This is a genomic window from Aeromonas sp. TS_SC_11, from assembly GCF_057318915.1.
In genome coordinates, this window is record NZ_JBWZZQ010000002.1 from 23,474 (window position 1) to 46,731 (window position 23,258).

General features: G+C 57.6%; 34 protein-coding genes. 27 read left to right on the forward strand and 7 right to left on the reverse strand.

The window, feature by feature from the left end; all coding sequences use genetic code 11:
- Window positions 1–3: 3 nt before the first annotated feature.
- Entirely contained in the window at window positions 4–1,017 is a 1,014-nt protein-coding gene (locus tag AC1P02_RS22165) for a hypothetical protein (RefSeq protein ID WP_485185660.1), read from the forward strand.
- 35 nt (window positions 1,018–1,052) lie between these two features.
- Here the strand turns inward: AC1P02_RS22165 and AC1P02_RS22170 are convergent, their stop codons facing one another.
- Together AC1P02_RS22170 and AC1P02_RS22175 are read right to left on the reverse strand one after the other, a co-directional pair.
- Window positions 1,053–1,736, reverse strand: a complete 684-nt coding sequence (locus AC1P02_RS22170) for a helix-turn-helix domain-containing protein (protein WP_485185662.1) — start codon at window positions 1,734–1,736, stop codon at window positions 1,053–1,055.
- 641 nt (window positions 1,737–2,377) lie between these two features.
- The gene (locus AC1P02_RS22175) at window positions 2,378–2,521 is read right to left on the reverse strand and encodes a hypothetical protein (protein ID WP_485185664.1); all 144 of its coding nucleotides are present in this window, start codon (window positions 2,519–2,521) and stop codon (window positions 2,378–2,380) included.
- 267 nt (window positions 2,522–2,788) lie between these two features.
- Between AC1P02_RS22175 and AC1P02_RS22180 the strand changes: the two genes are divergently transcribed.
- From AC1P02_RS22180 to AC1P02_RS22295, 24 genes are all read left to right on the forward strand, one after another.
- Window positions 2,789–3,220, forward strand: a complete 432-nt coding sequence (locus tag AC1P02_RS22180; protein WP_485185666.1) for a hypothetical protein — start codon at window positions 2,789–2,791, stop codon at window positions 3,218–3,220.
- A 13-nt stretch (window positions 3,221–3,233) separates the two neighbouring features.
- The gene (locus AC1P02_RS22185) at window positions 3,234–3,524 is read left to right on the forward strand and encodes a helix-turn-helix domain-containing protein (protein ID WP_485185668.1); all 291 of its coding nucleotides are present in this window, start codon (window positions 3,234–3,236) and stop codon (window positions 3,522–3,524) included.
- Window positions 3,524–4,291 (forward strand): MT-A70 family methyltransferase, encoded by a 768-nt coding sequence (locus AC1P02_RS22190; RefSeq protein ID WP_485185670.1) that lies wholly within the window; start codon window positions 3,524–3,526, stop codon window positions 4,289–4,291. The genes AC1P02_RS22185 and AC1P02_RS22190 overlap by 1 nt, the downstream gene beginning before the upstream one ends.
- Window positions 4,248–4,670, forward strand: coding sequence for a hypothetical protein (locus AC1P02_RS22195; protein WP_485185672.1), 423 nt, complete (start codon window positions 4,248–4,250; stop codon window positions 4,668–4,670). Before AC1P02_RS22190 ends, AC1P02_RS22195 begins: the two co-directional genes overlap by 44 nt.
- Window positions 4,671–4,672: 2 nt before the next feature.
- Window positions 4,673–5,086, forward strand: a complete 414-nt coding sequence (locus tag AC1P02_RS22200) for a helix-turn-helix domain-containing protein (protein WP_485185674.1) — start codon at window positions 4,673–4,675, stop codon at window positions 5,084–5,086.
- Window positions 5,083–5,412 (forward strand): hypothetical protein, encoded by a 330-nt coding sequence (locus AC1P02_RS22205; RefSeq protein ID WP_485185676.1) that lies wholly within the window; start codon window positions 5,083–5,085, stop codon window positions 5,410–5,412. The genes AC1P02_RS22200 and AC1P02_RS22205 overlap by 4 nt, the downstream gene beginning before the upstream one ends.
- A complete protein-coding gene (locus AC1P02_RS22210) occupies window positions 5,412–5,663 on the forward strand; it encodes a hypothetical protein (protein ID WP_485185678.1) in 252 nt (83 codons plus the stop codon). Before AC1P02_RS22205 ends, AC1P02_RS22210 begins: the two co-directional genes overlap by 1 nt.
- The gene (locus AC1P02_RS22215) at window positions 5,660–6,028 is read left to right on the forward strand and encodes a DUF4406 domain-containing protein (RefSeq protein ID WP_485185680.1); all 369 of its coding nucleotides are present in this window, start codon (window positions 5,660–5,662) and stop codon (window positions 6,026–6,028) included. Before AC1P02_RS22210 ends, AC1P02_RS22215 begins: the two co-directional genes overlap by 4 nt.
- Window positions 6,025–6,303 carry a hypothetical protein gene (locus AC1P02_RS22220; RefSeq protein WP_485185682.1) on the forward strand — a complete coding sequence of 93 codons (279 nt, stop codon included), beginning with the start codon at window positions 6,025–6,027 and terminating at the stop codon, window positions 6,301–6,303. The genes AC1P02_RS22215 and AC1P02_RS22220 overlap by 4 nt, the downstream gene beginning before the upstream one ends.
- Window positions 6,304–7,068: 765 nt before the next feature.
- Entirely contained in the window at window positions 7,069–8,160 is a 1,092-nt protein-coding gene (locus tag AC1P02_RS22225) for a phiTE_072 family protein (RefSeq protein WP_485185684.1), read from the forward strand.
- Window positions 8,161–8,286: 126 nt separating this feature from the next.
- On the forward strand, window positions 8,287–9,789 hold the full coding sequence (locus AC1P02_RS22230) for a hypothetical protein (protein WP_485185685.1): 1,503 nt from the start codon (window positions 8,287–8,289) through the stop codon (window positions 9,787–9,789).
- Window positions 9,789–10,526, forward strand: coding sequence for a VRR-NUC domain-containing protein (locus tag AC1P02_RS22235; RefSeq protein ID WP_485185687.1), 738 nt, complete (start codon window positions 9,789–9,791; stop codon window positions 10,524–10,526). Before AC1P02_RS22230 ends, AC1P02_RS22235 begins: the two co-directional genes overlap by 1 nt.
- Complete coding sequence (locus AC1P02_RS22240) at window positions 10,453–11,052, forward strand: hypothetical protein (protein ID WP_485185689.1); 600 nt, start codon at window positions 10,453–10,455, stop codon at window positions 11,050–11,052. The genes AC1P02_RS22235 and AC1P02_RS22240 overlap by 74 nt, the downstream gene beginning before the upstream one ends.
- Window positions 11,021–11,239 carry a hypothetical protein gene (locus tag AC1P02_RS22245; RefSeq protein ID WP_485185691.1) on the forward strand — a complete coding sequence of 73 codons (219 nt, stop codon included), beginning with the start codon at window positions 11,021–11,023 and terminating at the stop codon, window positions 11,237–11,239. Before AC1P02_RS22240 ends, AC1P02_RS22245 begins: the two co-directional genes overlap by 32 nt.
- Window positions 11,239–11,502, forward strand: a complete 264-nt coding sequence (locus tag AC1P02_RS22250) for a hypothetical protein (protein WP_485185693.1) — start codon at window positions 11,239–11,241, stop codon at window positions 11,500–11,502. Before AC1P02_RS22245 ends, AC1P02_RS22250 begins: the two co-directional genes overlap by 1 nt.
- A gap of 281 nt (window positions 11,503–11,783) precedes the next feature.
- Window positions 11,784–11,990 carry a hypothetical protein gene (locus AC1P02_RS22255; RefSeq protein WP_485185695.1) on the forward strand — a complete coding sequence of 69 codons (207 nt, stop codon included), beginning with the start codon at window positions 11,784–11,786 and terminating at the stop codon, window positions 11,988–11,990.
- A 31-nt stretch (window positions 11,991–12,021) separates the two neighbouring features.
- Window positions 12,022–12,180, forward strand: a complete 159-nt coding sequence (locus AC1P02_RS22260; RefSeq protein WP_485185697.1) for a hypothetical protein — start codon at window positions 12,022–12,024, stop codon at window positions 12,178–12,180.
- A gap of 153 nt (window positions 12,181–12,333) precedes the next feature.
- On the forward strand, window positions 12,334–12,951 hold the full coding sequence (locus tag AC1P02_RS22265) for a hypothetical protein (RefSeq protein WP_485185699.1): 618 nt from the start codon (window positions 12,334–12,336) through the stop codon (window positions 12,949–12,951).
- Window positions 12,952–13,223: 272 nt separating this feature from the next.
- The gene (locus tag AC1P02_RS22270) at window positions 13,224–13,688 is read left to right on the forward strand and encodes a hypothetical protein (protein WP_485185701.1); all 465 of its coding nucleotides are present in this window, start codon (window positions 13,224–13,226) and stop codon (window positions 13,686–13,688) included.
- Window positions 13,682–14,050: a hypothetical protein gene (locus tag AC1P02_RS22275; RefSeq protein ID WP_485185703.1), complete on the forward strand. Its 369-nt coding sequence runs from the start codon at window positions 13,682–13,684 to the stop codon at window positions 14,048–14,050. Before AC1P02_RS22270 ends, AC1P02_RS22275 begins: the two co-directional genes overlap by 7 nt.
- The gene (locus AC1P02_RS22280; protein WP_485185704.1) at window positions 14,029–14,529 is read left to right on the forward strand and encodes a hypothetical protein; all 501 of its coding nucleotides are present in this window, start codon (window positions 14,029–14,031) and stop codon (window positions 14,527–14,529) included. Before AC1P02_RS22275 ends, AC1P02_RS22280 begins: the two co-directional genes overlap by 22 nt.
- Window positions 14,530–14,877 carry a hypothetical protein gene (locus AC1P02_RS22285; RefSeq protein WP_485185706.1) on the forward strand — a complete coding sequence of 116 codons (348 nt, stop codon included), beginning with the start codon at window positions 14,530–14,532 and terminating at the stop codon, window positions 14,875–14,877.
- Window positions 14,877–15,767, forward strand: coding sequence for a 3'-5' exonuclease (locus tag AC1P02_RS22290; RefSeq protein WP_485185707.1), 891 nt, complete (start codon window positions 14,877–14,879; stop codon window positions 15,765–15,767). The genes AC1P02_RS22285 and AC1P02_RS22290 overlap by 1 nt, the downstream gene beginning before the upstream one ends.
- Window positions 15,767–16,414 carry a hypothetical protein gene (locus tag AC1P02_RS22295; RefSeq protein WP_485185709.1) on the forward strand — a complete coding sequence of 216 codons (648 nt, stop codon included), beginning with the start codon at window positions 15,767–15,769 and terminating at the stop codon, window positions 16,412–16,414. Before AC1P02_RS22290 ends, AC1P02_RS22295 begins: the two co-directional genes overlap by 1 nt.
- 404 nt (window positions 16,415–16,818) lie before the next feature.
- Here AC1P02_RS22295 and AC1P02_RS22300 read toward each other — a convergent pair whose 3' ends face one another.
- From AC1P02_RS22300 to parM, 4 genes are all read right to left on the reverse strand, one after another.
- Window positions 16,819–17,103 (reverse strand): hypothetical protein, encoded by a 285-nt coding sequence (locus AC1P02_RS22300; protein WP_485185711.1) that lies wholly within the window; start codon window positions 17,101–17,103, stop codon window positions 16,819–16,821.
- Between the two features lie 131 nt (window positions 17,104–17,234).
- Window positions 17,235–17,477, reverse strand: coding sequence for a hypothetical protein (locus AC1P02_RS22305; RefSeq protein ID WP_485185713.1), 243 nt, complete (start codon window positions 17,475–17,477; stop codon window positions 17,235–17,237).
- Window positions 17,478–17,537: 60 nt separating this feature from the next.
- Window positions 17,538–18,047 carry a hypothetical protein gene (locus tag AC1P02_RS22310; protein WP_485185715.1) on the reverse strand — a complete coding sequence of 170 codons (510 nt, stop codon included), beginning with the start codon at window positions 18,045–18,047 and terminating at the stop codon, window positions 17,538–17,540.
- Window positions 18,037–19,203 (reverse strand): plasmid segregation protein ParM domain-containing protein, encoded by a 1,167-nt coding sequence (parM, locus tag AC1P02_RS22315; protein ID WP_485185717.1) that lies wholly within the window; start codon window positions 19,201–19,203, stop codon window positions 18,037–18,039. The genes AC1P02_RS22310 and parM overlap by 11 nt, the downstream gene beginning before the upstream one ends.
- 261 nt (window positions 19,204–19,464) lie before the next feature.
- Between parM and AC1P02_RS22320 the strand changes: the two genes are divergently transcribed.
- Together AC1P02_RS22320 and AC1P02_RS22325 are read left to right on the forward strand one after the other, a co-directional pair.
- Entirely contained in the window at window positions 19,465–20,688 is a 1,224-nt protein-coding gene (locus AC1P02_RS22320) for a hypothetical protein (protein WP_485185718.1), read from the forward strand.
- Entirely contained in the window at window positions 20,688–22,193 is a 1,506-nt protein-coding gene (locus AC1P02_RS22325) for a hypothetical protein (protein ID WP_485185720.1), read from the forward strand. The genes AC1P02_RS22320 and AC1P02_RS22325 overlap by 1 nt, the downstream gene beginning before the upstream one ends.
- A gap of 23 nt (window positions 22,194–22,216) precedes the next feature.
- Here AC1P02_RS22325 and AC1P02_RS22330 read toward each other — a convergent pair whose 3' ends face one another.
- Window positions 22,217–23,131 carry a hypothetical protein gene (locus AC1P02_RS22330; protein ID WP_485185536.1) on the reverse strand — a complete coding sequence of 305 codons (915 nt, stop codon included), beginning with the start codon at window positions 23,129–23,131 and terminating at the stop codon, window positions 22,217–22,219.
- Between the last annotated feature and the right edge of the window lie 127 nt (window positions 23,132–23,258).

Genomic DNA, 23,258 nt, shown 5'->3' on the forward strand with positions numbered 1-23,258 from the left:
CACATGCCAGTCATTGTTACAGACGAATTTGATTTGAAAAACGAGGGGCGAATGGGCGGCAATGGCCGCCGCTACGTCCTCCACGCAGTAAAGGCCATGATCCAGTCGAAGGCCACGCAGGAAGGGCTACGGCTCGGCGAGCTGTACGGTTACTTTGGCCATGGCCGCCGGGAAATGGCGGACAAGCTGACCCTGCCAGAGGTGGAAGTGGTGATGGTCAGCGGCAAGCCTGTCGTGATCGAGAACGTCCCATCGAACCGGACGGTGGCCATTGACGTAGACGATAGCGGGATTGTGTCCCACTCAGAAGAGGTGTTGGATACTGCCCCGGGCCTGATTGTCCAGGCGATGATCGAGAACAACGCCGGCGGCTGGAGCTGGGCGACCGGGGGATCTGAAAGCCTGGCGCGAGGCGGGCCGGCATACGCCCGGACTTACCACGGCTGCGACTACGTTAAACAACCCAACTTTGTCCCCCTGGAACGGCAACGGGCGATGTTTGAATCGGTCGGTTCGCAGGCCACCGATCAGATCGCCATGACCCTTGGCCAGCGCGGTTTTGATACCGAAGCCCTACAGCCGATGTTTGAAAGCTGGGGCCGCCTGTCGGAGAAGGCCCGGGAGGTCTGCAACTACCAGATCGACGTAATGATGATGGAGGGAATGCTAAGCGAGGCGCAGGGGGAGGCTGCTGATCTCAAGCGCGACCTGGAAGCGTCCCGGGCCGAACAGGTCAAGGCCGTGGGGGATCGTCAACAAATGATCCTGGAGGCGCTGGATTCCATGCCCCTGATGCTGACCAAGACGCAGCGGAAGGCGCTGGTGGACATGAACACGCCAGAGGATGCGCAGGTGTTCCGTGCCTTGCTCGAATCCTTCTCCAGTACCGACCTTGGCACCCTGCCGATCGGTGGCCGTCAGCCTGTTACAGTATCTCGTACTCCCGCAGGGAAAGGCCCGTCCAAAAACGCGATCAGCTTCCTGCCAACTGCGAACCCGTTCCGGCCCCGCAGCTAATCAGTCCCCAGGCCTGCCCCGGTAGGCCTGTTCACTCATCCTCGGTATGCAGCGAGATTGGCCTCGGCTTCCTGTTTGGCGATATTCAGTCTGGCGATCTCGCCTTCATTCCCAGCCTGCATGGCTTCATCTAGCTGGTAGGTAAGGGAATTGAAAATCATCTGCAAAGCCTGGCGGCTGGGCCCGCGGTACTGGGTTGCCGGCGGGCGCTTAGCGCCGCTCTGCCCGAACTTGGCCTTGCTGGCGATGGCCTTGGCCTCTGCCGTGGCAACCCGATCAGCTTCATCGTGGTCGAGGTAAACGCCGTCTTTGGTGAGTTGCTGTTTCCGCTGCAGGAATTGCTTGGCCGCCGAGAGAAGGGCTTTCAGGCCGCTGGTGGCCCGGTCTTTGATCTTGCGCAGCTTGAGCTTTACGGGGTCGAACAGGGAGATTTGGGAGGGATGGAGCGTGTAGAGGTTCGATGCTTTGTGCCGGCGGTAGATGGAGATCAGGCCGAACTTTTCCAGCTGGGCCAGTACCACCCGGACGTTGCGATCATCTTTGTAACCGCACAAGTCGCGCAGGGTGCTGATAGATGGCCAAGCCTTCCAAACGCCTTGTTCACAACGGGAGAACTTGGCTATGGCCAGCAGTAAGCGGGTATGGGGATAGTCCGTGGAAATGGTCGTTGAAATGGCATTGATCAAGTCGCAGTGATGCGGCCTTTGGACAAAAGTCATAACGCATTCTCGTTTGCGGCGGCAGACTTGAGTACGGGCAGGTAAACCAGTATAATTCTTGATAAGGCTAACGCCCCGTCAGAACTGGTTTATCTCGTACTAGGACTGGCGCCTAGATGAATTGTAGATGGTTTGTCTAGGTGGCTTGCATAGCTGGACACTATGCCTGCCGACCGGATTACTCTACTCGATCACTGAATGATCATGCAACGTGATCTTTCGGTGATCGAGTAAGAGATCCAACCCGTTAAGGGTGTAACCCGCTGTTTATCAGCGGGATTTTTTTTGCCAATTTTCTACCTCTGGATATTCCGCTGTATTCCCCCCTTCCTGTAGACGATTAAACCGTGACCGCATCAAGCGGATCGCGCTCTTTGCGCGTGTTCTAGATCTGGTTCTAGGTAATTTGTTCAAGGTCTTTGTTAGGAGGATCATAAGGAAATCAAGCCCTTTTATGACCCAGATTTATGGCCTGGTGTTTCCTGCTGGATCTCTCAGTTTTGGTGGTGCTGATCGGAAGGGGGATCGTAAGGATTCACCCTGGCGGATCATAAGGGGCCGGTTCGCTGATCACGGCGGCCCTGGCGAACGGATACAAAAAAGGCGCCGAGGTGGCGCCTTTTGCATTTCTGGGGGGAGGGTTACTGGTTGCAGGTACTGAGCCAGTGGCGGGTAGCCTTCTCGATACACAGACGTTTCTGATTGTGGTGAATCTTCATCCCCAGGATCTTGCTGGAAAACATCTCAAGGTCGGTGAGGGTCTTGATGGTGAAAAGGTCAATCATGCTCATAGATCGTTTGCTCCGGTCTAAGGGTTGCTTCTGCTTCGCTTCTGTATCGGTAGCCGTCTGACTGCCGATGGAGCCAATCTACACCATTCCCTGTAAGAAAACATCCTAACAATTTGTGCCAATTGGCATTTTCTGGATCAAAGTCACAATTGGGGCGTTTATCCAGAAATAAATTCTCAAATGAACTTGTTAGGATGTTGAGGTTGGAGCCAGATGGCGTTATTATGCGGCCCGTCGATTAGGGCTGACTGTGAGGGCCATATGACTGATAGCGTTAATTTCAAACGCAGCCAGCAGGCGGCTTTGCAGGCAGCCAGAGAGAGTAAGCACGGCTCTATCCTTGATGGTCTGGCGCTGCTAGATGAGCCTGGTTCTGATGACAAAAAAGAGCCGGGCCGCAAGCCGCTCCGGCCCTGTCCCCTCTGTGATAAGGGGATGTATCAAGGGCTATTCGGTAAATCTGAATGCGCCGAGTGCCACGGCACCGGGTTTGAGCTGGATGACCCGATAGAGGTGATCAGGGCATTGCTGGCGGGGGGTAAGAAACTCCGACTGCAGTACAAGGCCCTGAACCGGCAAGCCAACGAATTTAAAGCCATGTGGACGGAGGAAGAGATAGAGCTCCGAGAAACAAGGATGAAGCAGTTGGAAGAATATGCCTTCTGCGAAAAACACCATTCGAAACATGATTGATGGAGATATACAGATGAAACGTGAAACTGGCCTTGATGACCTGACCACTGTCGGTAAACGCCTTCGCTATGTGCGTGACGAGAAGCTGGAGATTTCCCGCCCGGCCATGGCCGATCTAATGGGTATCCCGCCCACCACCCTCAAGAACTACGAGCTGGATTACCGGGAGTTTGGTTCCAAAGAGGCTATGGCTGCTCTCTGGACTGCCCCCGCCATTGCGCCGTATGCGATTTGGATTCTGTCTGGCGGAGTGACCGTTCCGGTACAGATCAACCCGCTTGAGGGACTGCAGGCTGCCGCCTGATGAAATTCGAGTTAATCCATACCGATCCCCCTTGGCGCTACAACGACAAATCGCGTAACCGAGGGGGAGCGGAGCGGCATTACAGCACCATGTCGCTCGAAGAATTGAAGGCAATGAACGTGGCCGACTACGCCGCCAAAGATTGCTGCCTGATGATGTGGACAACGGGCCCCCAGCTGGCCAACTCCATAGATCTGCTCCGAGCCTGGGGCTTTGAATACAGCACCTTTGGGTTCATCTGGGTTAAGCGCACCAAGAGGCACTGGGAAAACGTAGCTCGCCGGATTCGTCAGCACATCATCAAGGAATTTTCAGGCCAGAAAGAGATCCGGGTGCGGGCCGTTACCAAGGTGGTCACGCCTGTTCTGGTAATGGCCGTGGTCAAGGATTACTGGTTCTGGGGGATGGGCTCATACACCCGGGCTTGTGCCGAGATTGTGCTGATCGGCGTCAAGGGTTCCCCGGCCTCTCTACGGCAAGACAAGGGAGTGCACCAGGTCATTGAGGCGATTGTTGGCGAGCATAGCGCCAAGCCTGACGAAGTGTATGAGCGCCTTGAACGGCTGTTCGGCAATGACATCAAGAAGCTGGATATGTTCACCCGGCGCAACCGCCCCGGGTGGTACGCCCTTGGCGACCAAGTAGACCGCACGGATTACGTGATTTGTGCGGAGACAAAGAAGATTGTCCCGGTTCAATGGTGGCGGGCACTGGAGGTAGTTGATGTGCGAGTACATGAACGAGTCGCGGATTGTGAGCGCGGTTAACCAGGCAATGTCGGATGAGCACGATCTCTTGCTGGCCGCTGTATCCAAGGCCGGCACCGAATACATGGAGTCGCTGCTTCCGGTCGGTGTGACTGACCGTATAAACGACTTTTCCCCGGTCGCCGGCGTGGTGTTCGGCCACAGAGGTTCCCCGGTGGCCATCATGGACGGCTGCGATGTGTTCCCCGCTATGCGAGTTGTCACTCTGCGCCGTGTCGTTCTGGTCGAGGTGCGTTCAACCCACGTTGTTGATGTAGACGCTTCGACCACAAAGGGCGCCGCCCTGGAGGCCTCGCTGGTGGCTATGTCCGAGTTTATGTCTCGAGTACATAGCGCCGTCAGCCAGCTCCGAATTACAAGCAGCCAGGAGGCAGCGTAACAATGAAAAAAACCGGTACCGGCAACGTGGCTATCAGTCAGCCTGAATGCAAAGAGATCGGCCAACGCCTGCGCTTCGTGCGGGATGTGGTTCTGGGCGCTAGTCGCCGGCTAATGGGGGAGTGGCTGGGTATCCCTCATGCGACCCTCAAGCACTACGAGACGGGTTCCCGAAAGGTATCTGCCGAGCTGCTTACTGCGATCTCCAAATGCTGTCTGACTCATAACTACTTTGACTGGATATTCCATGGCGAGGTGGGCCGAGCTGTGCAGATTGACCCGATGAAGGGGGTTCACAATCTGCAGATGTTGGCCAAGATCGCTGAGGCCTTGCCAGCCAATGGCCAGGCTGTATTGCCCGCGCACCTGGTAGCCGAGATCCGCGCCGCCCTGCCGAGAGTTGGGAGTGCGGTATGAGCGCCTGCATGATGTGTCTGACGTTGGAGGTTGACCTGGAGCAGGCGCATAACCAGGCCCGGGCGGACATGCACGAGATCAACATGCTGCGGCACCGTGTCGGTATGGCAGAAGATGCCTTGGCTTCGAACAAGGTGGTGCACTCCATGGCGCTGGTGGCCAAGCATGAAGGCGAGACGCCGGTAAACCTGTTGCCGCTGGTGGTCGATGCCATGGCCATCCTATCCGAGAGCCAGGGGCACAAACTCACATTTGAACAGATGGACTGGGGTCGCCGCCGCGATGCCGTTATGAAGAACCTGAAAGCCTTAGTCGAGGGGGAGTGATGATCAAGGGGAAGCTGAACACTGAATGGGTGAAAGACATGCTCAAGAAGCACGGCCCGCTGACCATGCCTGAGCTGCGCAAGCTGCGGGCCGGCCCCGAGGGTGACGGCCAAGCCAAGAGCGTTTCATGTGCCCTTGATGAGCTGTTCAAGAGCGGCGAGGTGGTACGCCGGGCCGGCAACCAGTGGGGCCTGGCAACCACTCTGGGATGGAATGGGATCTTCGCCTCGATAACGCCGGCGGCAGAATGAGCGGCATGATCAGCATGAGAAAAGATCGCGGCGAGAGAAAAAAGCGCGTGTATGTCGGGGGGCCGGTAACTGGGATGCCCAACGACAACCATGAAGCGTTTGCGCTGGCCACCTACAAAGAGGAAAAGGCGGGGCGCATCGTATTCAACCCGACCACCCTCCCGAAGGGCCTGGAGTACGGCGAGTACATGACGCTCTGTTTGCCCATGCTGGGGATGGCTGATGAGCTGGTTCTCTTACCCGGCTGGCAGGACAGCAAGGGCGCCAAGGCGGAGCATGAGGTTGCTCTTTGCCTGGGCCTGGTAATTCGTTACCCGGACGGGATCACCTCCTATCCAGGCCGTGCATTCAAGGTGACTGCATGACTATCAAAGACAAGGCGCTGCGCAAGGTCGCGGCGATCAACCTGGTAAAGGAAGCGGGCAGGGCCACCATACCGGAGGCCATGGATATGGGGCTTGGCATGAAGATGGGCTTAGATGCTTCCGGCCTGCGATTCGTGTTTAACGAGCTGGTGAAGGATGGGGTGTTTTCATCCAGAACGGCGACCAGGAAGGTAAGGGCTGTGCCCTATGTCGGCAAGAGTGGGTTCCGGCGCTGCAAGGTAGTCGAGTTTCGCCTACAGGAGGTGGTCGCTTGATGGAGTTTACCAAGGGGGTCGCCATGGCCCTCATTCCGGTCGCGCTGGCGGCCCTGTTCTGCATATTTGAGGCGAAGGTGTGAGAGTGAGAAAGACGATGATTTGCCAGTTCGTGATGGCTGAACTGGCCAGGCGAAAGCACATGTCAAAGGGGGCTGCTTTTGCTCGCCGGGTACTTGGTAAGGATGCCGATAACCTGGCACTGATCCGATCCGTGGCTGACCATATCCGGTCTAGTCAGGGCTGAGCGGCCAGTCTGATAGGTTAGGTGGGGAGGCTGTGACCTCCTTTTTGTGGCCTAAAGTGGCGCCAATTAATGTTAGTTGGGCCTTAATATCAAAAATGTGGCGCCATTACTGGCCGTAACCCTCTTGCTGGTTGGTCGTTCACGGCCATTTGTGGCGCCTTATTTTTACATTCAGGCCCTTAATTTAAATGGTGTGGCCTTAATCGTCTCAATTCAACCCCTTTTGGCTGAATTTGGCGCCATATTTGTCCTGGTGTGTGAACCAGAGCACTCTAAACTTGGCGCCATATTTTGCATAAGTAGCGCCACATTTGGCCGGCGCCTATTCCAATCCGCCTCAGCGCGGGATTACAATGGCTCTGTTGGGACGAGCAATCCCGTTACCGAAGCAACCCGGCCATGAGCCGGGACAACCAGAAGCGAAGCGAAATGACTGACAAATTACGAGCCATCAAGATTGCAGTGCCCCCGAGACTTAGGGCGGAGATCGCCACCGCCGAGACGATAGAGGTGGCGCTATGAGCATCAAAACCTCCATGGTGAGTTGTATCAGGATACCGGCCACCGACGATCTCGACCCGATCACTGTGTACCTGGAAAACTACGAACCCGGCAAGGGCAAGATAACCATTGAGAGCTGGGGGAAAGCCTGGTCGTCGGCCTGGCCGGCGATGAGTGACCGGAGCGTGGAGCAATTCTTCGTTGATGCCGGGGTGCCATACCTGGCGGGCTATCTCGATAACGATGCCAAGCCGGAGATCCTGAACCCGGATATGGATGAGCTGCGGGCGGCGCTTTGCCAGGAGGTATTCGCATACCGCCGAACCGATCAATTCGACAAGACCATGGCCCGGGATCTCTATGATCGGGCGCAAGAGGTGGAAATTGGGGAAGGCCATTGCAGCGACTACGGGCTTATGTCTGCACTGTACGGCGATTGCTGGTATGAGGGATCGCTACCGCCCGCACTCCAGGTGCCAAACCAGAAGTATGTCACGCTCTGCAAGATCATTGAGGCGGTCAAGGTGGGGCTGAAAGAGTGCATCCACCAGCAAACTGACCGGTTCTACCTGCAGGATGGCCGGGGCCACGATGGCAACATGATCAGCTGGTGGAGGAAGGGCGGCGCCGGCTACACGGCAAACCTGACCGATGCCGAGACGTTCACCAGGGATGAAGCGCTGGCCCAGAACAAGACCAGGGCGACCGACATCCCGTGGCCGGTGGCCTACCTGGCCGGCAAGACCTTTGCCGCCGTGGACTTTCAGGAGGTGGATGTAACCGAGGCCCTAGAGGGAACCGGGATAACCCTCTGCAAGAGGCAAGCAGCTGATGAGGCCGAATCCCCTAATCGAGAGGGTCTGACGGTATGGAGAGGGCAGTCGCCGAGGCTTGGTTTCGATCATGTGATAGCAATCGTGGCAGCTAGAACGAAGGAGCAGGCTATGGAGATCTTTGGGTTACAGCCTCATGAGTTTGATCGCTTAATGACGGTTACTAGCCATCCTCAATGCCTGGAGGTTGCCTTGGCCGCACCGGGGGTGGTGTTCCATGCTAAGCGACTCAGGGAAGATGGCTGGTGGGCTTTTCGAGCCGTGCGGCATGAATAGTTAAAACAGGGGGCTTAGGCCCCTTTTTTGTTCCCTGAATTTATATTGCGCGTGACCCGAAAGGCCCTCCCTGTTAACATCCTAACAAGTTTACTCAAACCTCCTTTTCCTGACCTAGAGGCCGCAATGAATCAAGCTGTTGATACCTCCGTTGTCTTTGAACAAGAGACGGAAGAACGTTATTTCGTAAAGATCCCCCTTGCTGTGATGCAGCCCACTGATGGGAGCCTGTCTATCCAGAAAGACAAGCTGACCGAGATCATCATCGACGACCTGAACGCGAAGGTTGCAGAGGGTGAGGCCGAGATTGAGCTTCACCAGAGGGCTGCGAGCTCTTTGCGTGGAGAGGTGGCTCGCCTGACTGCCGAGCTGACCACGACCGGCGCCAAGCTGGCCGGTCAGCAGCGTTTGCTTGACCGCCTTGGTGGTGAGTCTGCGGAGGCCTCCAGCGCCGCGCTACAGGCCAAGCAGGAAGCCCTGGAGCTGGTAGCCGGCCAGGTGGTGGAGCTGCAGGCCCGGGCTGCCGATCTGGAGAAGCAGCTGGTGGCTGCCCTGGCAGAGGTTAAGGCGACCGGTGACGCCGCCGGCAGGGCAGCTGATGCCAATGCCCGGTTGAAGCATAGCGAAGAGAGCCGCGAGCGCCTGACAGCTTCCATGGCCGAGCTGCAGGGCAACTGTAAGGAGTTGCGCGAGAAGGTCGAAGAGCTGACCGCCGACAACGGCAACCAGGCGCGGGAGCTGCAGCAAGCGAAAGCCAGCCTGGCCCGGGCCGATGTGGCCAAGAAAAACGCCCTGGAAGCGCAAGCGGCCCAGTTCGCCGAGCAAAGCCGACAAATGACGACTGTTGCTGATGGGATGACAGCTATCTCCAAGGCCGAGCTGGCCGAGCTGCGCAACCAGGCAAAGCGGGTTCCTGGGCTGGTGGAGGAACTTGATCGTATTACCAAGAAGAATGACGGCACCAATGAGGTGTTGGGCGCCTATCGCGCCAAGATCAACAACCTGGAACAGCTGGTTGAATCTGCCGGCGTGGCAGAGGAGCGGGCCGCCGGCTTGCTCAAGGAAATGCACGGGCGCTGCATGGCCAACAAGCTGGATCTGGATTACGCCCTGATGGCCCTGCGCATGTTTAACAACCAGCCCGAGTACAAGAGCGACACTGGCCGCCTGACGATCATGGCCCTGAGCCCTGACCACCTGCAGAGTGCCGACAGCCACACGATAGCCCCGAACACCCCGCTTTGCTGGTGGAATACCAAGGGCGGCCTGGGGTGCGTGACCATGCTATCTGCCGAACCGAACGAGGACGGCGAGTATTACCTGATCTTCCCGTCATTCAGCGCCACGATCCCGGGAGTGGATGGCGTGGTAGATGTGGCCAAGGCGGTCATGCCGCCAAAAGAGGAATGGCCGGCCATCATAGAGCACATGCAGGCCATGGACTCCGCGAAGATGACCAAGGCCATGGATGACGGCGACCTGGCCGCCAAACGTTACGCGCATCTCGAGAACCCGGAAGCCATCGCCGTTATCGCCGAGGCTGAGCACGAGCGGAGCCGCCGGGAAGCTCGCAACTCTCGCCGGTCGAGTCAGATCGCAAGGAGCAGCAAGCGCAAGGGGCGCAAGTAATGTCCCGGTTCGGTGCTGATTTCGTGATGACGCAACAGGCCCGCCGTGATGGGTGGGCCAAGAAGGGGATAGCCGCCGGCTCTGGCCGTCCGTTCGGTGATCTCATGGGGGCCCCTGCATCTGGTGGCCAAGCCAAGAAAGGGAAGGGCGGCAAGGCCAAGCCGCGCCGTGGAGAGCCTGGTTATGTGTCCCCTCATGCCGTGGCGCTGGCAGTGATAGCCAAAGATCCCAGCAAGGAGAAGGGCCAGCAAGAGCACTATGAGCAGGTTCGGGTATTCCACTGCATGGAGCTGGAAGATCCCGAGCTGTATGACGCAATGAGTGCTGTTCCGAATGGTGGGCTGCGTTCTGCCAAGACTGGCGCCGACCTGAAAGCAGAGGGAACCAAGGCCGGATACCCTGACATTCTTATCGACTGGCCGGCTGGGGTGTATCATGGAGCCCGTATTGAGTTGAAAGCTGCTGGTGGTTCGGCCTCTGATGACCAAATCGGCACTCTGAACAACCTAACAAAACGTGGGTACTACTGCGCTTTGTGTGTCGGGTGGGAGGATGCGGTTCGGGTTTTACGCCTCTATAGGGCCCTTGCCATGGGCGAACGGATGCCCGATCACCGGCACGACCATAAGTGGAAAACTCCCCAGCCCCCGGAGAATTGTGCCAATGAACATGACCGAAAAGCGTTACGAAGCTCTATCAGCCCTGATGCCAGAAGGCCGCTACCTACTGCGCCGTGACAGTACCTTGATGGTGAAGGCCGACCGCCTTATCTGCCTCACAGGAACCTACATCATTGAGCTGGTGGGCCATAGAGAGAAGGCGATTCTCAAAATATCCGGCCAGACAGCCGCCGGATTGGAGAAGGAAGGCGCGATCACCAAAGTCGCCGACAGGACAGCACATGGCGAGCTGTTCCAGGTGACAGAGATCGGCAGGAAGATCCTGGCTGACTTTAAGGATCAGCTGGCCGGCGGGATGGTAGCGCCCTGGGACAAGCCGCCGAGAGTGACAGAGAAGATGGTTGCCAACTTGGCCGCTCGCCATGGCTGCATCTTGAAATTCAGCGTGGCCAGGAAGTGGTTCGAACTGCAGCGAAGAGACGGACGGGCTCTGATGCAGCCGACGATCTTCCATCCAAAGACAAAACGACCAGCCAGAAAATTCAGCTCACTGACCCAAGCAGAGTGGTCTGCAGCGGTACAGACGGCTGCAATATTGAAGGAACCGATAAATGATGACATCAACCAAACAGGCAACGATTAGGGCGTTCATCAATAACCGCCGAGCTGATGCCGAGCGCCGCCGCAAGCTCCCCGTCAGCCCTGCTGTGTGTGGTAGCCAGCCCCGCACGGCCCGGGAGCTGAACATTGCCATGGTGGCCGAAGAGACGGCCAAGCTGGCAATCTTGAATGACCTTGAGGCTTTGCTGAACCAGCCGGAGGCCGGCTAATGACCATTCATAAGGTGGCTGGCCCTGGTCGGCCCAAGGGGCGGCGGTACACCACGGCGGAAACCTCCCGCCGGCACCGGGAGCGTCTGGCCAGGAAGGGGATTGCAGAGGTGCGCGGCCTGCGGGCGGCCAAGAGCGAACTGGCCGTTTTCGATCAGCTGGTGGACGAGCTGGGTTACGGCACCAGGAACGAAATGATCATCTGCGAGCTGCTGAAATTGGGCCGTGTCCATGGCATTCACCCGGTTCGGGAGACCTCCTAATGGCCCAGGTGCGCCGGCCAGCTCACCCAGTCCCGGGCTGGTTCCCTTACTGCTGTTTGTAGCGGTTGCGGCGCCAAGCTGCAGGTGGGGAAGCGAGGGCCGCGCAGAGTCACCAGCCGCCGGCTATCCCAGAAGTAACCCCCAGGTTCCCCATTCCCTTTAGGCCCCGTAATAGCGGGGCTTTTTGCTGGTAAAATAAAATTACCCAAACTTGTTAGGATGTTTTATTTCTCCCATTATGGGGGTATAGTGGCCGCAAATGGAGCAGACCTGGAGGGGCTATGCCTCGCACTCTGAAACTAGGCATGAAGGTTCGCCAGGATGGAGACACCTGGCGGATTCTCGGCCTTGGCCGCTGCGATCACCCGGATCACCCCGGAAAAGTGTTTTGCCACCTGGCCAGCACCACCAAGTTCAGACACCAGAAGAACGGCCCCAACCCCGTGCAGATAGGGGATTGGGTGAAGGGGGTCAAACAACACACATGACCCGGGACGCGAACGAGAGAGGGCTAGACCGATGACCAATGAGAACTGTGACTTTGAGGAATGGCACTCATTCTTGTGCTGCCATGCCGAGTCCAAGGGCGGTTCCGCTGACGATGCTGACTCCTGGCTGCAGGATTACGAGGCTGGCAAGACGCCAGAAGAGGCCTGGCGTGATGAGTGGGGCGATTGAGGTGGCAATGATATGGATGCTCCTGGGGGCGTGTGCGCTCCTTGCCCTCTGCATTGCGATTGATGCTTGGAGGCTAAAAAGCGTGTTCCTGGCGCTGCTGTCAGCGTTCGTCGCTTGGTTCGGGTATTTCATTTACTGCCGGGAGGTTGTGTCGTGATAGCGAAAGAGCAGCGCCAAGAGCTGCGAGCGCTGGCCGAGGAGGCTGCCGCTGGAGGTTGGGGGCAGCACGTAGGGGCTCGGACTTTCGACCCTCATTATGCCAGCAAAGCGAAATTCATTGCGGCTATAAGCCCGGGGGTTGTGCTGGCTCTGCTGGATGGCCTTGAGTCGGCCCCAGCTGCCCCGGCCTATGAGGCTCGGGATATTGAGGTTATTCGCCAGGAGTTTGAGGACTCCCTCTGCCGCGCCTTTGACGAGCAGCCTAGCGCCCTGGAGGAACTACGTAAGCGCGATCCTGACGGGGATTACAGCAACATGTCGGTGCGGTCGTTCTGGTGGGACTACAGGGTAGGCGACATGCTCAAGGCCGTCAGCCCCAACGAGGGAGATCGTCAGCTGATCCTGCTGGCGCTGGCGAACTTGGCCCTGTTGCGCCCAGGGTTCGGACACGCCTTGCAAACCCTTTCCGGCCAGTTCGGGCTGGATGGCGCGGCTCTCTTTGAATACTTCAAGGACATGAATCGCCACCATGTGGGCGCGTGGCCCTATCCACCATCAGGAGACGCCAAGCTTCTCCCGCTACGTCCGACTGGGGAGGGTGACGATGAGTAGCAAATGCGAGCACTGCGGAAAGACCAGATTCCAATTCGATCACGCCTGGGATACCCCGAAATGCTTGCGGCCCGAGATTTTCGATCCCGCCGTGGGTGGGTGGGTATGCAAGTACAAGCCGCCCCAGGAGGGGGATAAGCCACTGGTGGCCCAGCGCGTTGAGGTGTTGATCTGCCCGGTATGCCGGCAGAGTCATAACGAGGGGGCTTTCAAGGACGGTTCCCTGATGTGCAGTGGATGCAGTAACACAATCAGAGCCCCGGAGGCTTGCAATGAAAACTGAAAACAACTTTTTTGAGTGCCCCGCCATTGAGCCGCTGCTGCAGCGCATCGAATGCTTAATCGACAAACCAACGATTGTCGATCTGTTGAAGGATATGGAGGGTGCGCCAGCCGGCTCGCCGGCGTTCAATCTGCACTATTCGCTGGCGGAGTTGATCGACAACATGCACATGGAGGATGACCTTTACGGGTTCGTGGCCGACCCCGAGTTGTCCCCGCAATCCATCGTCAATCGTCAGGAAGTGTTTGGTGACACCCTGGAGGTGGTAAGCGGGGTTCTTGACCACTTGGATGGTGACGGGGCGCTCGTTGGTCAGCCTCACAAGGTAAAGCGGGCGGTTGATGATGCCGTGGTCGCAAACCTAGCGCTGTACGGGCTCTTTTCGCTGCTGGGCAAGCAGGCCGAGGGGCGCATGGAGTTTGAAGCCATGAGCGCCGAGGGGGCTTTGTGCTGACGCCGGGTAAAACCCTGGGGGAGATCATCGAGGCGGCCCGTTCCGGCGGGCGCCCTGACTATGACGATCTCCGACTTGCAGTATGCGCCCTGGACATCCTGGGGGTGTTCGATCGGCAAGCGCTGATGACCCTGGCCGAGGCAGAGAACAAGGGCCAGAAGCCAATGCTGACCCGGAGCGCTGTCTGGCAGAACGACGAGCGCTTTGGCCGGATGAAGAGGGCGCTAAACAAGGTGCCCCGGGAGTACCTGGGGGCCGACCATGACCCGGATAGCCCGGAGGTGCAGGCCCGCCGCCAGAAGGCCAAAACGCTGGTGGAGAAGGTTCTGGGGGTAGGGCAATGCTGTATGAGGTGTTCGTAGACGGGATCAAGTTCGTCCCCCAGGCGACCATACAGCCGGTGGACGATGAGGTGATGCGTAAGGCCCTGCATGAGCTGGTATCGCTGCACTACTTCGGACAGTGGCACAAGGCGAAGGGGGTCACATCCCAGGTTATCGCCCTGCTGTCCCCTGAGCTGGCCGGGGTGATGGCTGCTGATGTAAGCGCCGCCTTCGAGCGTACAGCTGGTGGCCCTGACGGGGCAGGGCGGCCAGTGCAATACAGCATGAACGGATGGCGCGGCCAGCTGAGTGACCAGGTGAAGGAGTTGAGGGGCATTGCTGCGGCGATCCTCGCTGATGACTGGTTCGATAGGGATGACCTGCGGGCCGTAGTAACCGAGCTGATCTGCATGAGCAATTCCGTGAACTGCGTCAGCCTGCCAGGCAACCCGACTTTCTCCGATATGTCGGATGTAGAGGTGGCTCACCTGGACGAACCCGACCAGGAGGGCTGTTAAGTGGCAGAGCCGAGAAGCAGTGATCAGATCCTGGTGGATGCCCTGAGATTGGAAAGGGCCCGTCTCTCTCGCCGCCTGGAGAAGCTGAAAGCCATCCAGGCCGATGACCCGCTCGGGGAGCTTCTGCAGGTGCACCAGGAAGCGGTCGGTATTGATTTCAACACCAAGGAGGGGTTAGCCAAGCTGACCGCCCTAGCGGAGAGGGAGACGGTCGCCAGGGCCGACCTGGAGAAGCAGCGCAAGCGGGACACCTTCAAGGTCATAACGGAGCAGACGACCCTTGAGATAGAGATAGGCAACATAGATACACAGATTTCATTCAAGAAGATGTTCGGAAGGTGCAAGTGATGACTTTAGGTGAAATGTGCGCGGCCCACGGCCTGACAGTAAAGGAGTTCCTGGAGGCCTCCACCTTGTCGGAGAGCACGGCCTATCGCTGGGTTGAGGGGCGGTCTGAAGTGCTGAACCTGCTGCTGGCCAGCCTGGCCAAGACCAAACCCGAGCCGGTTCCCTCCCTGGCACCACTCCCCAGACCATGGGGGGACGCTATCGGTACGCCGTATGTGGCGGTGCTGGACGTTGAGACGCTGGCCAAGAGCATTCACGCAGTCATTGGCACCATAGGGGTGACAGTGGTCAACGTGCTCACAGGGGAGGAACTGGGGCACTTCTACACCCGCATTGACCTGAGCCTGGAGCAACCTGGCCGAGTGACTGATGAAAGCACCCTGGCGTTCTGGAAAGGGCTGAGAGAGACGCACCCGGTGGCGTGGGCTGAAATGTTCGACCCGGCCTTACCTCGTGGTACCCTGCGCCGGGCCCTGGAGAGCCTGGCCGAGTTCCTGCGCTTCATGGAGGCTGGTGGCCGTGAGATTGAGGTGATAGGGAACGGCCCTGAATTTGATAACTCCATCATAGAGGACGCTTGCCGCACCGAGGGGGCGCCCAGTCTGTGGCACTTCCGCCGGAACCAGTCGATGAGAACCATGGTTTGGATGGGGCGCTTGCTGCTGGGGGTAGATCCCAAGTACCAGATCCCGTTTGAGGGGGTGCCGCACCACGCAGGCGATGATTCCCGGCATGAGGCCAAGGCCATCGTTTCAATCGTGCGCTCGTTCCGGGGGAGCTTGGTGGTGGGCAGCTGGTCATATCCACCAGCGGGCAAAGATAAATCATTGGAATTGGGAGTAGGTCAGGGGGCTATTACCCGGCCTGCCCTCATTGAGGGGGAGGGCTGATGTCCATGTACTTCGTATCGTCTCTGTATTGCAAGGAAGACTGGATTGGCTTTATTGGCGCCGATTCGTTTAGCGACTTGTTCTGGGGGCTTAACGCCCAAGGCTTGAACCCACAGGGGGTAATCTTCCGTAGAGTGGATGACAGCGCCGTATCCTTGCTGGTTCCCGTTCTCCCCATCCTAGAGGAGCTGATACTGGAGGGCGACACCTCGGAGCTGGTGGCCTCTCCTGTACTGGCTTCTGATAGCGAGTCGGCGGGTGATGGAGTGATGCCGCCTGATAGCGTGATTGAACTGTATAACGAAGCGATGGGCCTGATCCTTGATGGCAGCCATAACGATGAGTGGCTGGCTTTCGAGTCAGAGGATGATGTCGTTTATCACTATGAGTCAGCGTACCTTAACGGTCTGATGTCGGAAAGGCGGCAGCAGTGGGTGACGTTGACGCTGCCCCCCGTAATCCATGAGGAGTCAGACACGGCCCTGTCGTTCGATCACATTGTCAGGCTTAAAGCAGCTCTGACTTGGCTGGGGCATAGCACTCCCGAATCCATGGAGGAGTGTGCCGCCAAGCAAAAGGCGCTGGTGATGGATTTGATTCGGTCGGTGGAAAGGCTCAAGAAGGAAATGCAGGCGAGGGTGGACTGATGCCGTGCTACCCGCTTCACGATAAGGACGGAAAGGTAACGGGCCATATCTGCGGAAACCTTGGCCCGCATTGCGCTGTCTGTGGGGGTGTAACTGGATACCAGTGCGATTACCCGGTGGGGGAAGGCAAGACCTGCGATAGGCACCTCTGTAATCGCCATGCTGCTGAGATAGCGCCGGAGATTCACTACTGCCCGGGGCACCTGCAGGAGTGGAATGCTTTCAAGGAGGCTGGTGGAGTGAAGGCCGAACTGGATAACGTAACCCCATACGCCAAGGGGTACTGGGTCTACACGGCGAAGGAGAAAGGGGATAAGTAAGGAGCGCGGCGCCGCTGGTAATTGCCCGGGCCTGCCCGGACTTGAAGAGTTGAGAGATTAGCCCGGTCCCTGCCGGGCTTTTTGTTAGGCAGGCAGTAAGCCTTCATTGGCCAGAGCTGTGGTTGCGGCCTTCTTGGCCTCATCGTGGGCGGCAGAAACGTCCAGCGCACCATTCTGGATAACTACCTTCACTTCCTTGTAGGTGCGAAACTTCTCAAGGCTCACCCCCGCCGCTTTAAGTTGCGGCTCAATCAGCTTCTCGGCAGTGTGAAGGTCATACTTCTTCACCAGATCGTCAAAGTCGTGGTTTTCTTTCGCTTCCCGGCAGGTGCCCATTACCTCGCGGCCTGCATCAATCAGTTTGCCCATAACCGTTTCCTCTGTTGTGGTGGTCGGCCCTATCTTTCGATGTTCGGCGCACACAATCAAGCTAGCACAAACAGATTTTATCAAAATAGCTGGTGGACGTGAAAAAGGCGCCTTGATGGCGCCTTTCTTGTTTACGGGACTTGCCTTGATAGCCGTTCGATGATCTCCATGTCGTCCATGGTGCTGATGACTTTGGCAATGTTCGATAGTACCTGGTTGTTGTCGGCGTCCCGGGATAGGCGCTTGACCCTTTCCCACGCCTCCATGGCCCCCGGTGTGGCCCATACGGCCAGCTGCTTATTCCCCAGGGCCCTCTGGCTGTCTTTGAAGCGCTGGGATCTGCTCTTTCCCAACGCTTTCTGGATTACTTCCATTTGCTGCTTCGCTTCTGTTCGCTTCTGAATTAACCCGGCCTCGCAGCCGGGCCGGGTGGGTTACTTCTTGGCTGCAGGGGTGGTGGTTGCCCCCAGTTGCGGCAATGGCGTCCCCTGGGTGCGCATTACCGGGCCCCGGCGGAGGGCTGGGGGTTGCTCTTCGGCCCCGAGTTGAGCGCCCTCTTCTTCCTCTTCGCTGAGTGGCTCCGTGTGCTCGCCTTGCGGTTCTGGCGTGGGGGTGGGTGCGTAAGTCGCCCTCGAGGCCGCCAGAGGCATAACAGGGGCGTCCCTGCTAATGCCTGATAGCTTGAGCAGCTCGCCGAGCAAGATTTCACGGCGCTGGATGGCGGAGGTTGCCGCCAGGTACTCTTCTGATTCGCAAATCTCGGTGGTCAGCGTCAGTAAGCCGCACTCGCGCAGCAGCCAGCCGCCGGCGACACACTGAGCCAGCAGCCCCTGCTTGCCCTTGCTGGCTTCGTTGTAGGCAGTGGCAAAGCGCCCGTGAACATCCCGGCCTTCTGACTCAACGGCGTACTTGGCGTATATCTTTTTTGGCGGCTTATTGGTCATTGGCGGCGACCTCCAGCTGTTCCAGGGCGGCAGCGATCATGCTGTCGCGTTCCTGGGTGAGTAGCAGGTACACCCCGCGCACGATAGCGGATTCAGGATTCAGGGGGATGTCTACGGCATGGTGCCAGCGCTTGGCGTGTTCGCGTAGATGGTTGGCGCCACCACCAACAAAGACAACCCGGGTGAGAGTGGACAGTTGGCCGCGAGTCAGGGCTCGAATATCTTCCAGAACCAGGCGGTTCAGCTCGTCGGCGGCCTCAAGGACTTGGCTGGTAATGTCGATGCGGGCAGCAACAGCGGCCTTGGTTTCCAAATCAGAACCGATGTAGCCGCGCTCAATGGCCACCTTCAAGTCTGCAGTTGGCATGGCTGCGACATCGAACAAGCCGAGGTTGAAAGCGTCTCGGATCAGCAGGGTGCGGAAGTGCTCAACCATGCGGTGTACGCCATGCTCATGGGTGGCGTAGGCCACAACTTCATTACCAGTTGCCAGTATCGCCAGGTCGTTGGTGAACTCGCCCAAGTCAACAACCAGAGTCTTGTGGCGTTCTGGGTACTCGCCGATGGCTTCACGATCTTCGTCCGGGCGCTCTGCATAGGCGCAGTAGATGTAAGCCGGGATGGCTTCTGGGAACACAGAGACATGGAGGATGGTCGGTGGGATGCTGGAGCCGTTCAGGCTTTGGACTGCCTTCTTGAGGTTGTCCTCTTTCGCTTTGATGCGATCCCAGTTGCGGGGGTCGTCACCGGTGCCGGCCGGCAAATAATACTGGTCAACGGGAAGGGTGGCGCCAATAGAGCAGTATTGGCCGCCCAGGCCGGCGCGAGAGAAAGCGTCGTTCACCAGCACCCGGGAGGCGGCTGATACCTGGTAGTCAGGCTCCAGGGTAGAGATAGGTTTGGTGGTATAGGCCTTGACGGTGTAGCGCTCGTTGTCCGCGCCCCAGGCATTAACACCCTTTTGGCCGAAGGCTGCGCCAACGCCTCGCTCAATGAGAGACGGCTGGGTGTGCTCTTTGTATTCCCCGGCCTCGTTCTCATAGGCCACGGCGATATTGCCCGAGCCATCGTCCAGGGCGACAACGTGAATGTACGGCGCTTGCTCTACTTGTTCCGCTTCAACTTGCTTGGCCTGCTTAACCACTGGCTTATTCATGCTTCTTGCTCCTGTAGGGGTCATTACGCGAATTGCGCAATGGCCCCATTCTATCCTCTGTCGTTGGCAATTCAAGGCCGAAATGGCTCTATTGGGCCCAAATTAGGCCAAAAATAGACAAATTTGGCGCCAACACCCGAAAGAGGCATCCCGGCTGATCATTGAATGATCTACCAACCCCCCAGAAGGCCATTAGATCGATACTTGTGGCGCAATAAAGTATTATCACCGCGATTTGTTAGGATGTTTGGGTCGGAGAGAATGGCAAAAATTGACTGGGAGGCACATAAACGGCGCCGGCAAGAGGAATTCCCTGGGTATTCCGTGGCGGCCTACGCCCGCGAGGCGGGGCTCAACCCCAATACCGCCAGGAAGTTCATGAAGGGCGATCCCGCACCTGCTACCAGCGATCCCAAGCCTACCTCCCAAAGCGATCCTAAAAGCGATCCAAAACCCCGCAAAACCACCCGCGATCCCGCGAAAAACGATCCAAAACTTCGCTTGGTCGACAACTCACGGGATCGCACCGAGCGATCCGCTCAGTCTGACGGTAAGCCAAAAAAAACCATTAAATCAGGGCGTTACAAAAAAGGTGGCAAGGCTGCTGGGGAGGGGGCGGTTCACGCGAGCGATCCCGACAGCGCCTCGATAGTCGAAGGCCGAAATGGGATCGCTTTTTTCGAGCCGCTGACCGCGCAGGATCACACCGGCGGCTTCGTTTCGTACACGAACATGGATCAGGAAACCCTGGGGGCTTCGCTCTCCCTGGTCATGGGCGATGGTGATCTGCTCTTGGCTGGCGGGCGCTATCTCCTACTGCTCCGCGACAAGGATGCCGCCCGTAAGCGGGCCATTGCCGACTACGAGAAGCGGCAACCCTGGTGCTACCCGGGAACCGAGACAGAAATGCCGCTGGAGATGGCCATCATGCAGGCCGAGACAGCTCCGGCGCAGCGCCTGGCCGAGCTGGAGCGGTTCATGGGGACACGCAAGGCTGCTCTTTGGCGCCAGCGATGGGCCGAACAGGAGAAGAAGGAGAGCCTGGAGCAGCAGGGTAAGACGGCCAAGATACTGCAGGAGCGCTTGGTGCATGGATGGAGCGCCCTGGAGACGGCGCAGCGGTTGGAGATACAGGGCTTGAGCATGACTGACTCGCTCAAGATGGAGGTTGCCCGGGAGGTTGGATTCATCGAGCCGATCACCGACACGGACGGCGGTATCTCCGACGAAGAGCTTGAAGCGCAGTCCCGGGCCTACATGGCCGCCCAGAAGGAGCTCATGGGGAGCTGGTTGCCGACACGCCGGGAAGAGGTGGCGGCGGCCCTGGCTGCCGAGGTGGCGCACCAGCACGGCGACCTGGTAGATGAGGATGACTTCAACCCGCTGCCAGATGACGAGGCGCCAGTTCATGCGGGGAGTGATTACGACGACGATGACAGCGATCCCCTGACACCTCTTGAAGAAGTGCGGGAGGAATGGCCGTAATGGGGCGCATCAAGACAATCACCAAAGACCCGCGCTATCCGGCCCTAGTGGCCAAGTATCGCTATGACTGGATAAAAGCCTCTGTCGAGCTGTTCGGCAAGCTGCCTACCTGGCAGCAGTGCTTGATACTGGAGTCGGCCCAGCAGACAGGCGCCAAGACTTCTGCCTCGTCTGGCCACGGTACGGGCAAGTCAGACATGACCTCCATCATGATCCTGATTTACATGCTCTGCTTCCCTGGTGCCCGTGTGGTGGTGGTAGCGAACAAGATCGCCCAGGTGCAGCAGGTGATCTGGAAGTACCTGAAAATCAACTACCGGGAGATGTGCAAGCGCCACCCCTGGATAGAGCAGTATTTCATCCTGACCGAAACCACCTTCTTCGAGCGGGCCAGTAAAGGCGTCTGGTTCGTGAGCCCCAAGGGCTGCCGGATAGGTAATGAAGAATCCCTCGCCGGCGAACACGCCGCGCACCTGTTCTACATCGTGGATGAGGCGTCCGGTGTATCGGACAAGGCCTTTGGCGTGATGACAGGGGCACTGACAGAGACGGATAACCGGATCTTGTTGTTGTCTCAGCCAACGAAGAACCAGGGCTACTTCTACGACACGCACCACAAGCTCAAGAAGCGCGGCCCTGACGATAAGTTGGGGTACACGGCGATCAAGCTCAACTCGGAAGAGTCGCCCCTGGTAACTGTCCAGTTTATCCTGACCAAGTTGCGGGAGTATGGCGGTAGCCGTGACGCGCCGGAGTACCTGATCAAGGTGCGCGGGGAGTTTCCGAAAGAGGTGGCCGGCAACCTGTTGTCCCGCGACCAATGCGAGCGAAGCACCAAGGCCAAGCCTAAGCTGGCTAAGGGCTGGGGCTGGGTGCTCACGGTGGACGTTGGGAACGGTCGGGATAGTTCGGTTGCGAACCTGGCCAGGGTATCGGGAGAGCGCTACGAGCGGCGTGTGGTGCCGCATAGCCTCAAAGAGTGGGCTGGCACAATCGACCCGGTGAACCTGGGGCGGTTGCTGGTGGCCGAGTACCCGACCGACAAATACCCTAACCTGGTGGTGGCGATAGATGGGGACGGCGTGGGGAGCGACACGGCTACCATAGCCGAAGAGGGGGGGATGAACGTAACCCGGATTCGCTGGGGTATTCCCTGTTTCAGCAAGGAGGATAAGAGCCGGTTCCTGAACAAGCGGGCCTTTGCCAACATCATGGCCCGGGATGCTGTAGTAGGTGGCCGTATGCGCCTCGATGCCCACGAAAAGACCCTCGACCAGGCGGCCCGCATTCCCTGCAGGCTGAACGAACAAGGCCAGTGGGTGATGATGCCAAAAGACAAGATGAGAGCAGACCTTGGCCTGCCCTCGCCTGATAGATGGGATACCTACTGCTTCCACTTCCTGGCGGATTATATTCCGGCTTCTGCCATGATAACGAACGATATGCGCGAAGAGCATGAAGCCGTATCTGGCTGGGCAAAAGATCTAGTTGCAGAGGATGTTTAATTGCCCGGCAATTAATGGTTTCATTAGCTACTAATAGGTAGCTTAGACTCTCTCGCAATCTGTTTTGCCTTCTCCACGGCTCGCTTAGGGTAGAGCCGCCCGCCCACCAGTGGTAGAGAGCATGGAACCTCTCGAATCTGTAAGGCCTGAAAAGTGTCCCCCCGTTCGGCCAGTTTTTTGGCGGGGCTTATTTCCAAATCGTTAAAGCGGTTGTCAATAATGACCCCGGCAATGGGCACCCGCTTTCTTTCCTGAGCGCCAATAATTGGATAGATGCTTAGCGATGTCTCGTTGTTCTTGTCGTTCCTTGACACATATTCTGTTTCGCCATCAACCTCCATAGCGGCCATTTCGGCCTTGAGGCGAGCCAGGACGGAGGCCGGTATGGTGTCACCCTTGCCCTGCATAGAGGCGATGTAGCTCTTGTACCGGCGCAGCAAGACGGATTTCTTGATGGTGCGCACGGCTGTTGCTTTGTTGTTGGCAATGGTTATCTTCCTTGCGCTGGAAATGATGCAAGGCATAGGGTTAAACACAGTGGCATTGAGTGGGTAAGTATCAGGGTCAATATTATTTAGCTTTCTAACGGACTTTTCCCAAATATCAATTTGTTTCTTGAAGTGTATATATTGTTCATCGGTAGTTATGACAGCAACGGGCCGCACCTTTTGAACTGACTTCTCTTTTCTTATTTGTCTTACTTGAATATTTAGTGCAAGTTTTTCAATCCATTCTTCGGTGGCTACACCTCTCTCTAGTAGAGACTTAACTATTTTTCTGGACTTAATTTTATTCTTTATTTCATCAATGCTTTCTATTGCTCCAAACGCCTCCAAGAAACGAACCTCATGCGCAATGGAAATATCCATGAGGCTTTCAATTAGCTCACCCCTAAACTGAATGAATTGGTGATATTCTTTGAGCCCGTTACTGGCCATACATCCCTCCAAAAATCTGTTGTGTTACCCGATGCGTTTGCGTTGCTAGTAACACCTAAAAACGGGCCCTCGTCAAGCTGTTAGGATGTAAAAAACAGGCCGCAAATGCGGCCCGCCGGTAACTCTA

Bases quoted from the DNA above. Each gene is read 5' to 3' on its own strand.
- AC1P02_RS22175 (WP_485185664.1), bottom strand. From the start codon at position 2,521: ATGATTGACCTTTTCACCATCAAGACCCTCACCGACCTTGAGATGTTT.
- AC1P02_RS22205 (WP_485185676.1), top strand. From the start codon at position 5,083: ATGAGCGCCTGCATGATGTGTCTGACGTTGGAGGTTGACCTGGAGCAG.
- AC1P02_RS22310 (WP_485185715.1), bottom strand. From the start codon at position 18,047: ATGACCAATAAGCCGCCAAAAAAGATATACGCCAAGTACGCCGTTGAG.
- AC1P02_RS22165 (WP_485185660.1), top strand. From the start codon at position 4: ATGCCAGTCATTGTTACAGACGAATTTGATTTGAAAAACGAGGGGCGA.
- AC1P02_RS22180 (WP_485185666.1), top strand. From the start codon at position 2,789: ATGACTGATAGCGTTAATTTCAAACGCAGCCAGCAGGCGGCTTTGCAG.
- AC1P02_RS22300 (WP_485185711.1), bottom strand. From the start codon at position 17,103: ATGGGCAAACTGATTGATGCAGGCCGCGAGGTAATGGGCACCTGCCGG.
- AC1P02_RS22235 (WP_485185687.1), top strand. From the start codon at position 9,789: ATGTCCCGGTTCGGTGCTGATTTCGTGATGACGCAACAGGCCCGCCGT.
- AC1P02_RS22190 (WP_485185670.1), top strand. From the start codon at position 3,524: ATGAAATTCGAGTTAATCCATACCGATCCCCCTTGGCGCTACAACGAC.
- AC1P02_RS22330 (WP_485185536.1), bottom strand. From the start codon at position 23,131: ATGGCCAGTAACGGGCTCAAAGAATATCACCAATTCATTCAGTTTAGG.
- AC1P02_RS22215 (WP_485185680.1), top strand. From the start codon at position 5,660: ATGAGCGGCATGATCAGCATGAGAAAAGATCGCGGCGAGAGAAAAAAG.
- AC1P02_RS22270 (WP_485185701.1), top strand. From the start codon at position 13,224: ATGAAAACTGAAAACAACTTTTTTGAGTGCCCCGCCATTGAGCCGCTG.
- parM (WP_485185717.1), bottom strand. From the start codon at position 19,203: ATGAATAAGCCAGTGGTTAAGCAGGCCAAGCAAGTTGAAGCGGAACAA.
- AC1P02_RS22185 (WP_485185668.1), top strand. From the start codon at position 3,234: ATGAAACGTGAAACTGGCCTTGATGACCTGACCACTGTCGGTAAACGC.
- AC1P02_RS22220 (WP_485185682.1), top strand. From the start codon at position 6,025: ATGACTATCAAAGACAAGGCGCTGCGCAAGGTCGCGGCGATCAACCTG.
- AC1P02_RS22230 (WP_485185685.1), top strand. From the start codon at position 8,287: ATGAATCAAGCTGTTGATACCTCCGTTGTCTTTGAACAAGAGACGGAA.
- AC1P02_RS22280 (WP_485185704.1), top strand. From the start codon at position 14,029: ATGCTGTATGAGGTGTTCGTAGACGGGATCAAGTTCGTCCCCCAGGCG.
- AC1P02_RS22245 (WP_485185691.1), top strand. From the start codon at position 11,021: ATGATGACATCAACCAAACAGGCAACGATTAGGGCGTTCATCAATAAC.
- AC1P02_RS22305 (WP_485185713.1), bottom strand. From the start codon at position 17,477: ATGGAAGTAATCCAGAAAGCGTTGGGAAAGAGCAGATCCCAGCGCTTC.
- AC1P02_RS22260 (WP_485185697.1), top strand. From the start codon at position 12,022: ATGACCAATGAGAACTGTGACTTTGAGGAATGGCACTCATTCTTGTGC.
- AC1P02_RS22225 (WP_485185684.1), top strand. From the start codon at position 7,069: ATGAGCATCAAAACCTCCATGGTGAGTTGTATCAGGATACCGGCCACC.
- AC1P02_RS22255 (WP_485185695.1), top strand. From the start codon at position 11,784: ATGCCTCGCACTCTGAAACTAGGCATGAAGGTTCGCCAGGATGGAGAC.
- AC1P02_RS22290 (WP_485185707.1), top strand. From the start codon at position 14,877: ATGACTTTAGGTGAAATGTGCGCGGCCCACGGCCTGACAGTAAAGGAG.
- AC1P02_RS22250 (WP_485185693.1), top strand. From the start codon at position 11,239: ATGACCATTCATAAGGTGGCTGGCCCTGGTCGGCCCAAGGGGCGGCGG.
- AC1P02_RS22295 (WP_485185709.1), top strand. From the start codon at position 15,767: ATGTCCATGTACTTCGTATCGTCTCTGTATTGCAAGGAAGACTGGATT.
- AC1P02_RS22195 (WP_485185672.1), top strand. From the start codon at position 4,248: ATGTGCGAGTACATGAACGAGTCGCGGATTGTGAGCGCGGTTAACCAG.
- AC1P02_RS22200 (WP_485185674.1), top strand. From the start codon at position 4,673: ATGAAAAAAACCGGTACCGGCAACGTGGCTATCAGTCAGCCTGAATGC.
- AC1P02_RS22240 (WP_485185689.1), top strand. From the start codon at position 10,453: ATGAACATGACCGAAAAGCGTTACGAAGCTCTATCAGCCCTGATGCCA.
- AC1P02_RS22325 (WP_485185720.1), top strand. From the start codon at position 20,688: ATGGGGCGCATCAAGACAATCACCAAAGACCCGCGCTATCCGGCCCTA.
- AC1P02_RS22170 (WP_485185662.1), bottom strand. From the start codon at position 1,736: ATGACTTTTGTCCAAAGGCCGCATCACTGCGACTTGATCAATGCCATT.
- AC1P02_RS22320 (WP_485185718.1), top strand. From the start codon at position 19,465: ATGGCAAAAATTGACTGGGAGGCACATAAACGGCGCCGGCAAGAGGAA.
- AC1P02_RS22210 (WP_485185678.1), top strand. From the start codon at position 5,412: ATGATCAAGGGGAAGCTGAACACTGAATGGGTGAAAGACATGCTCAAG.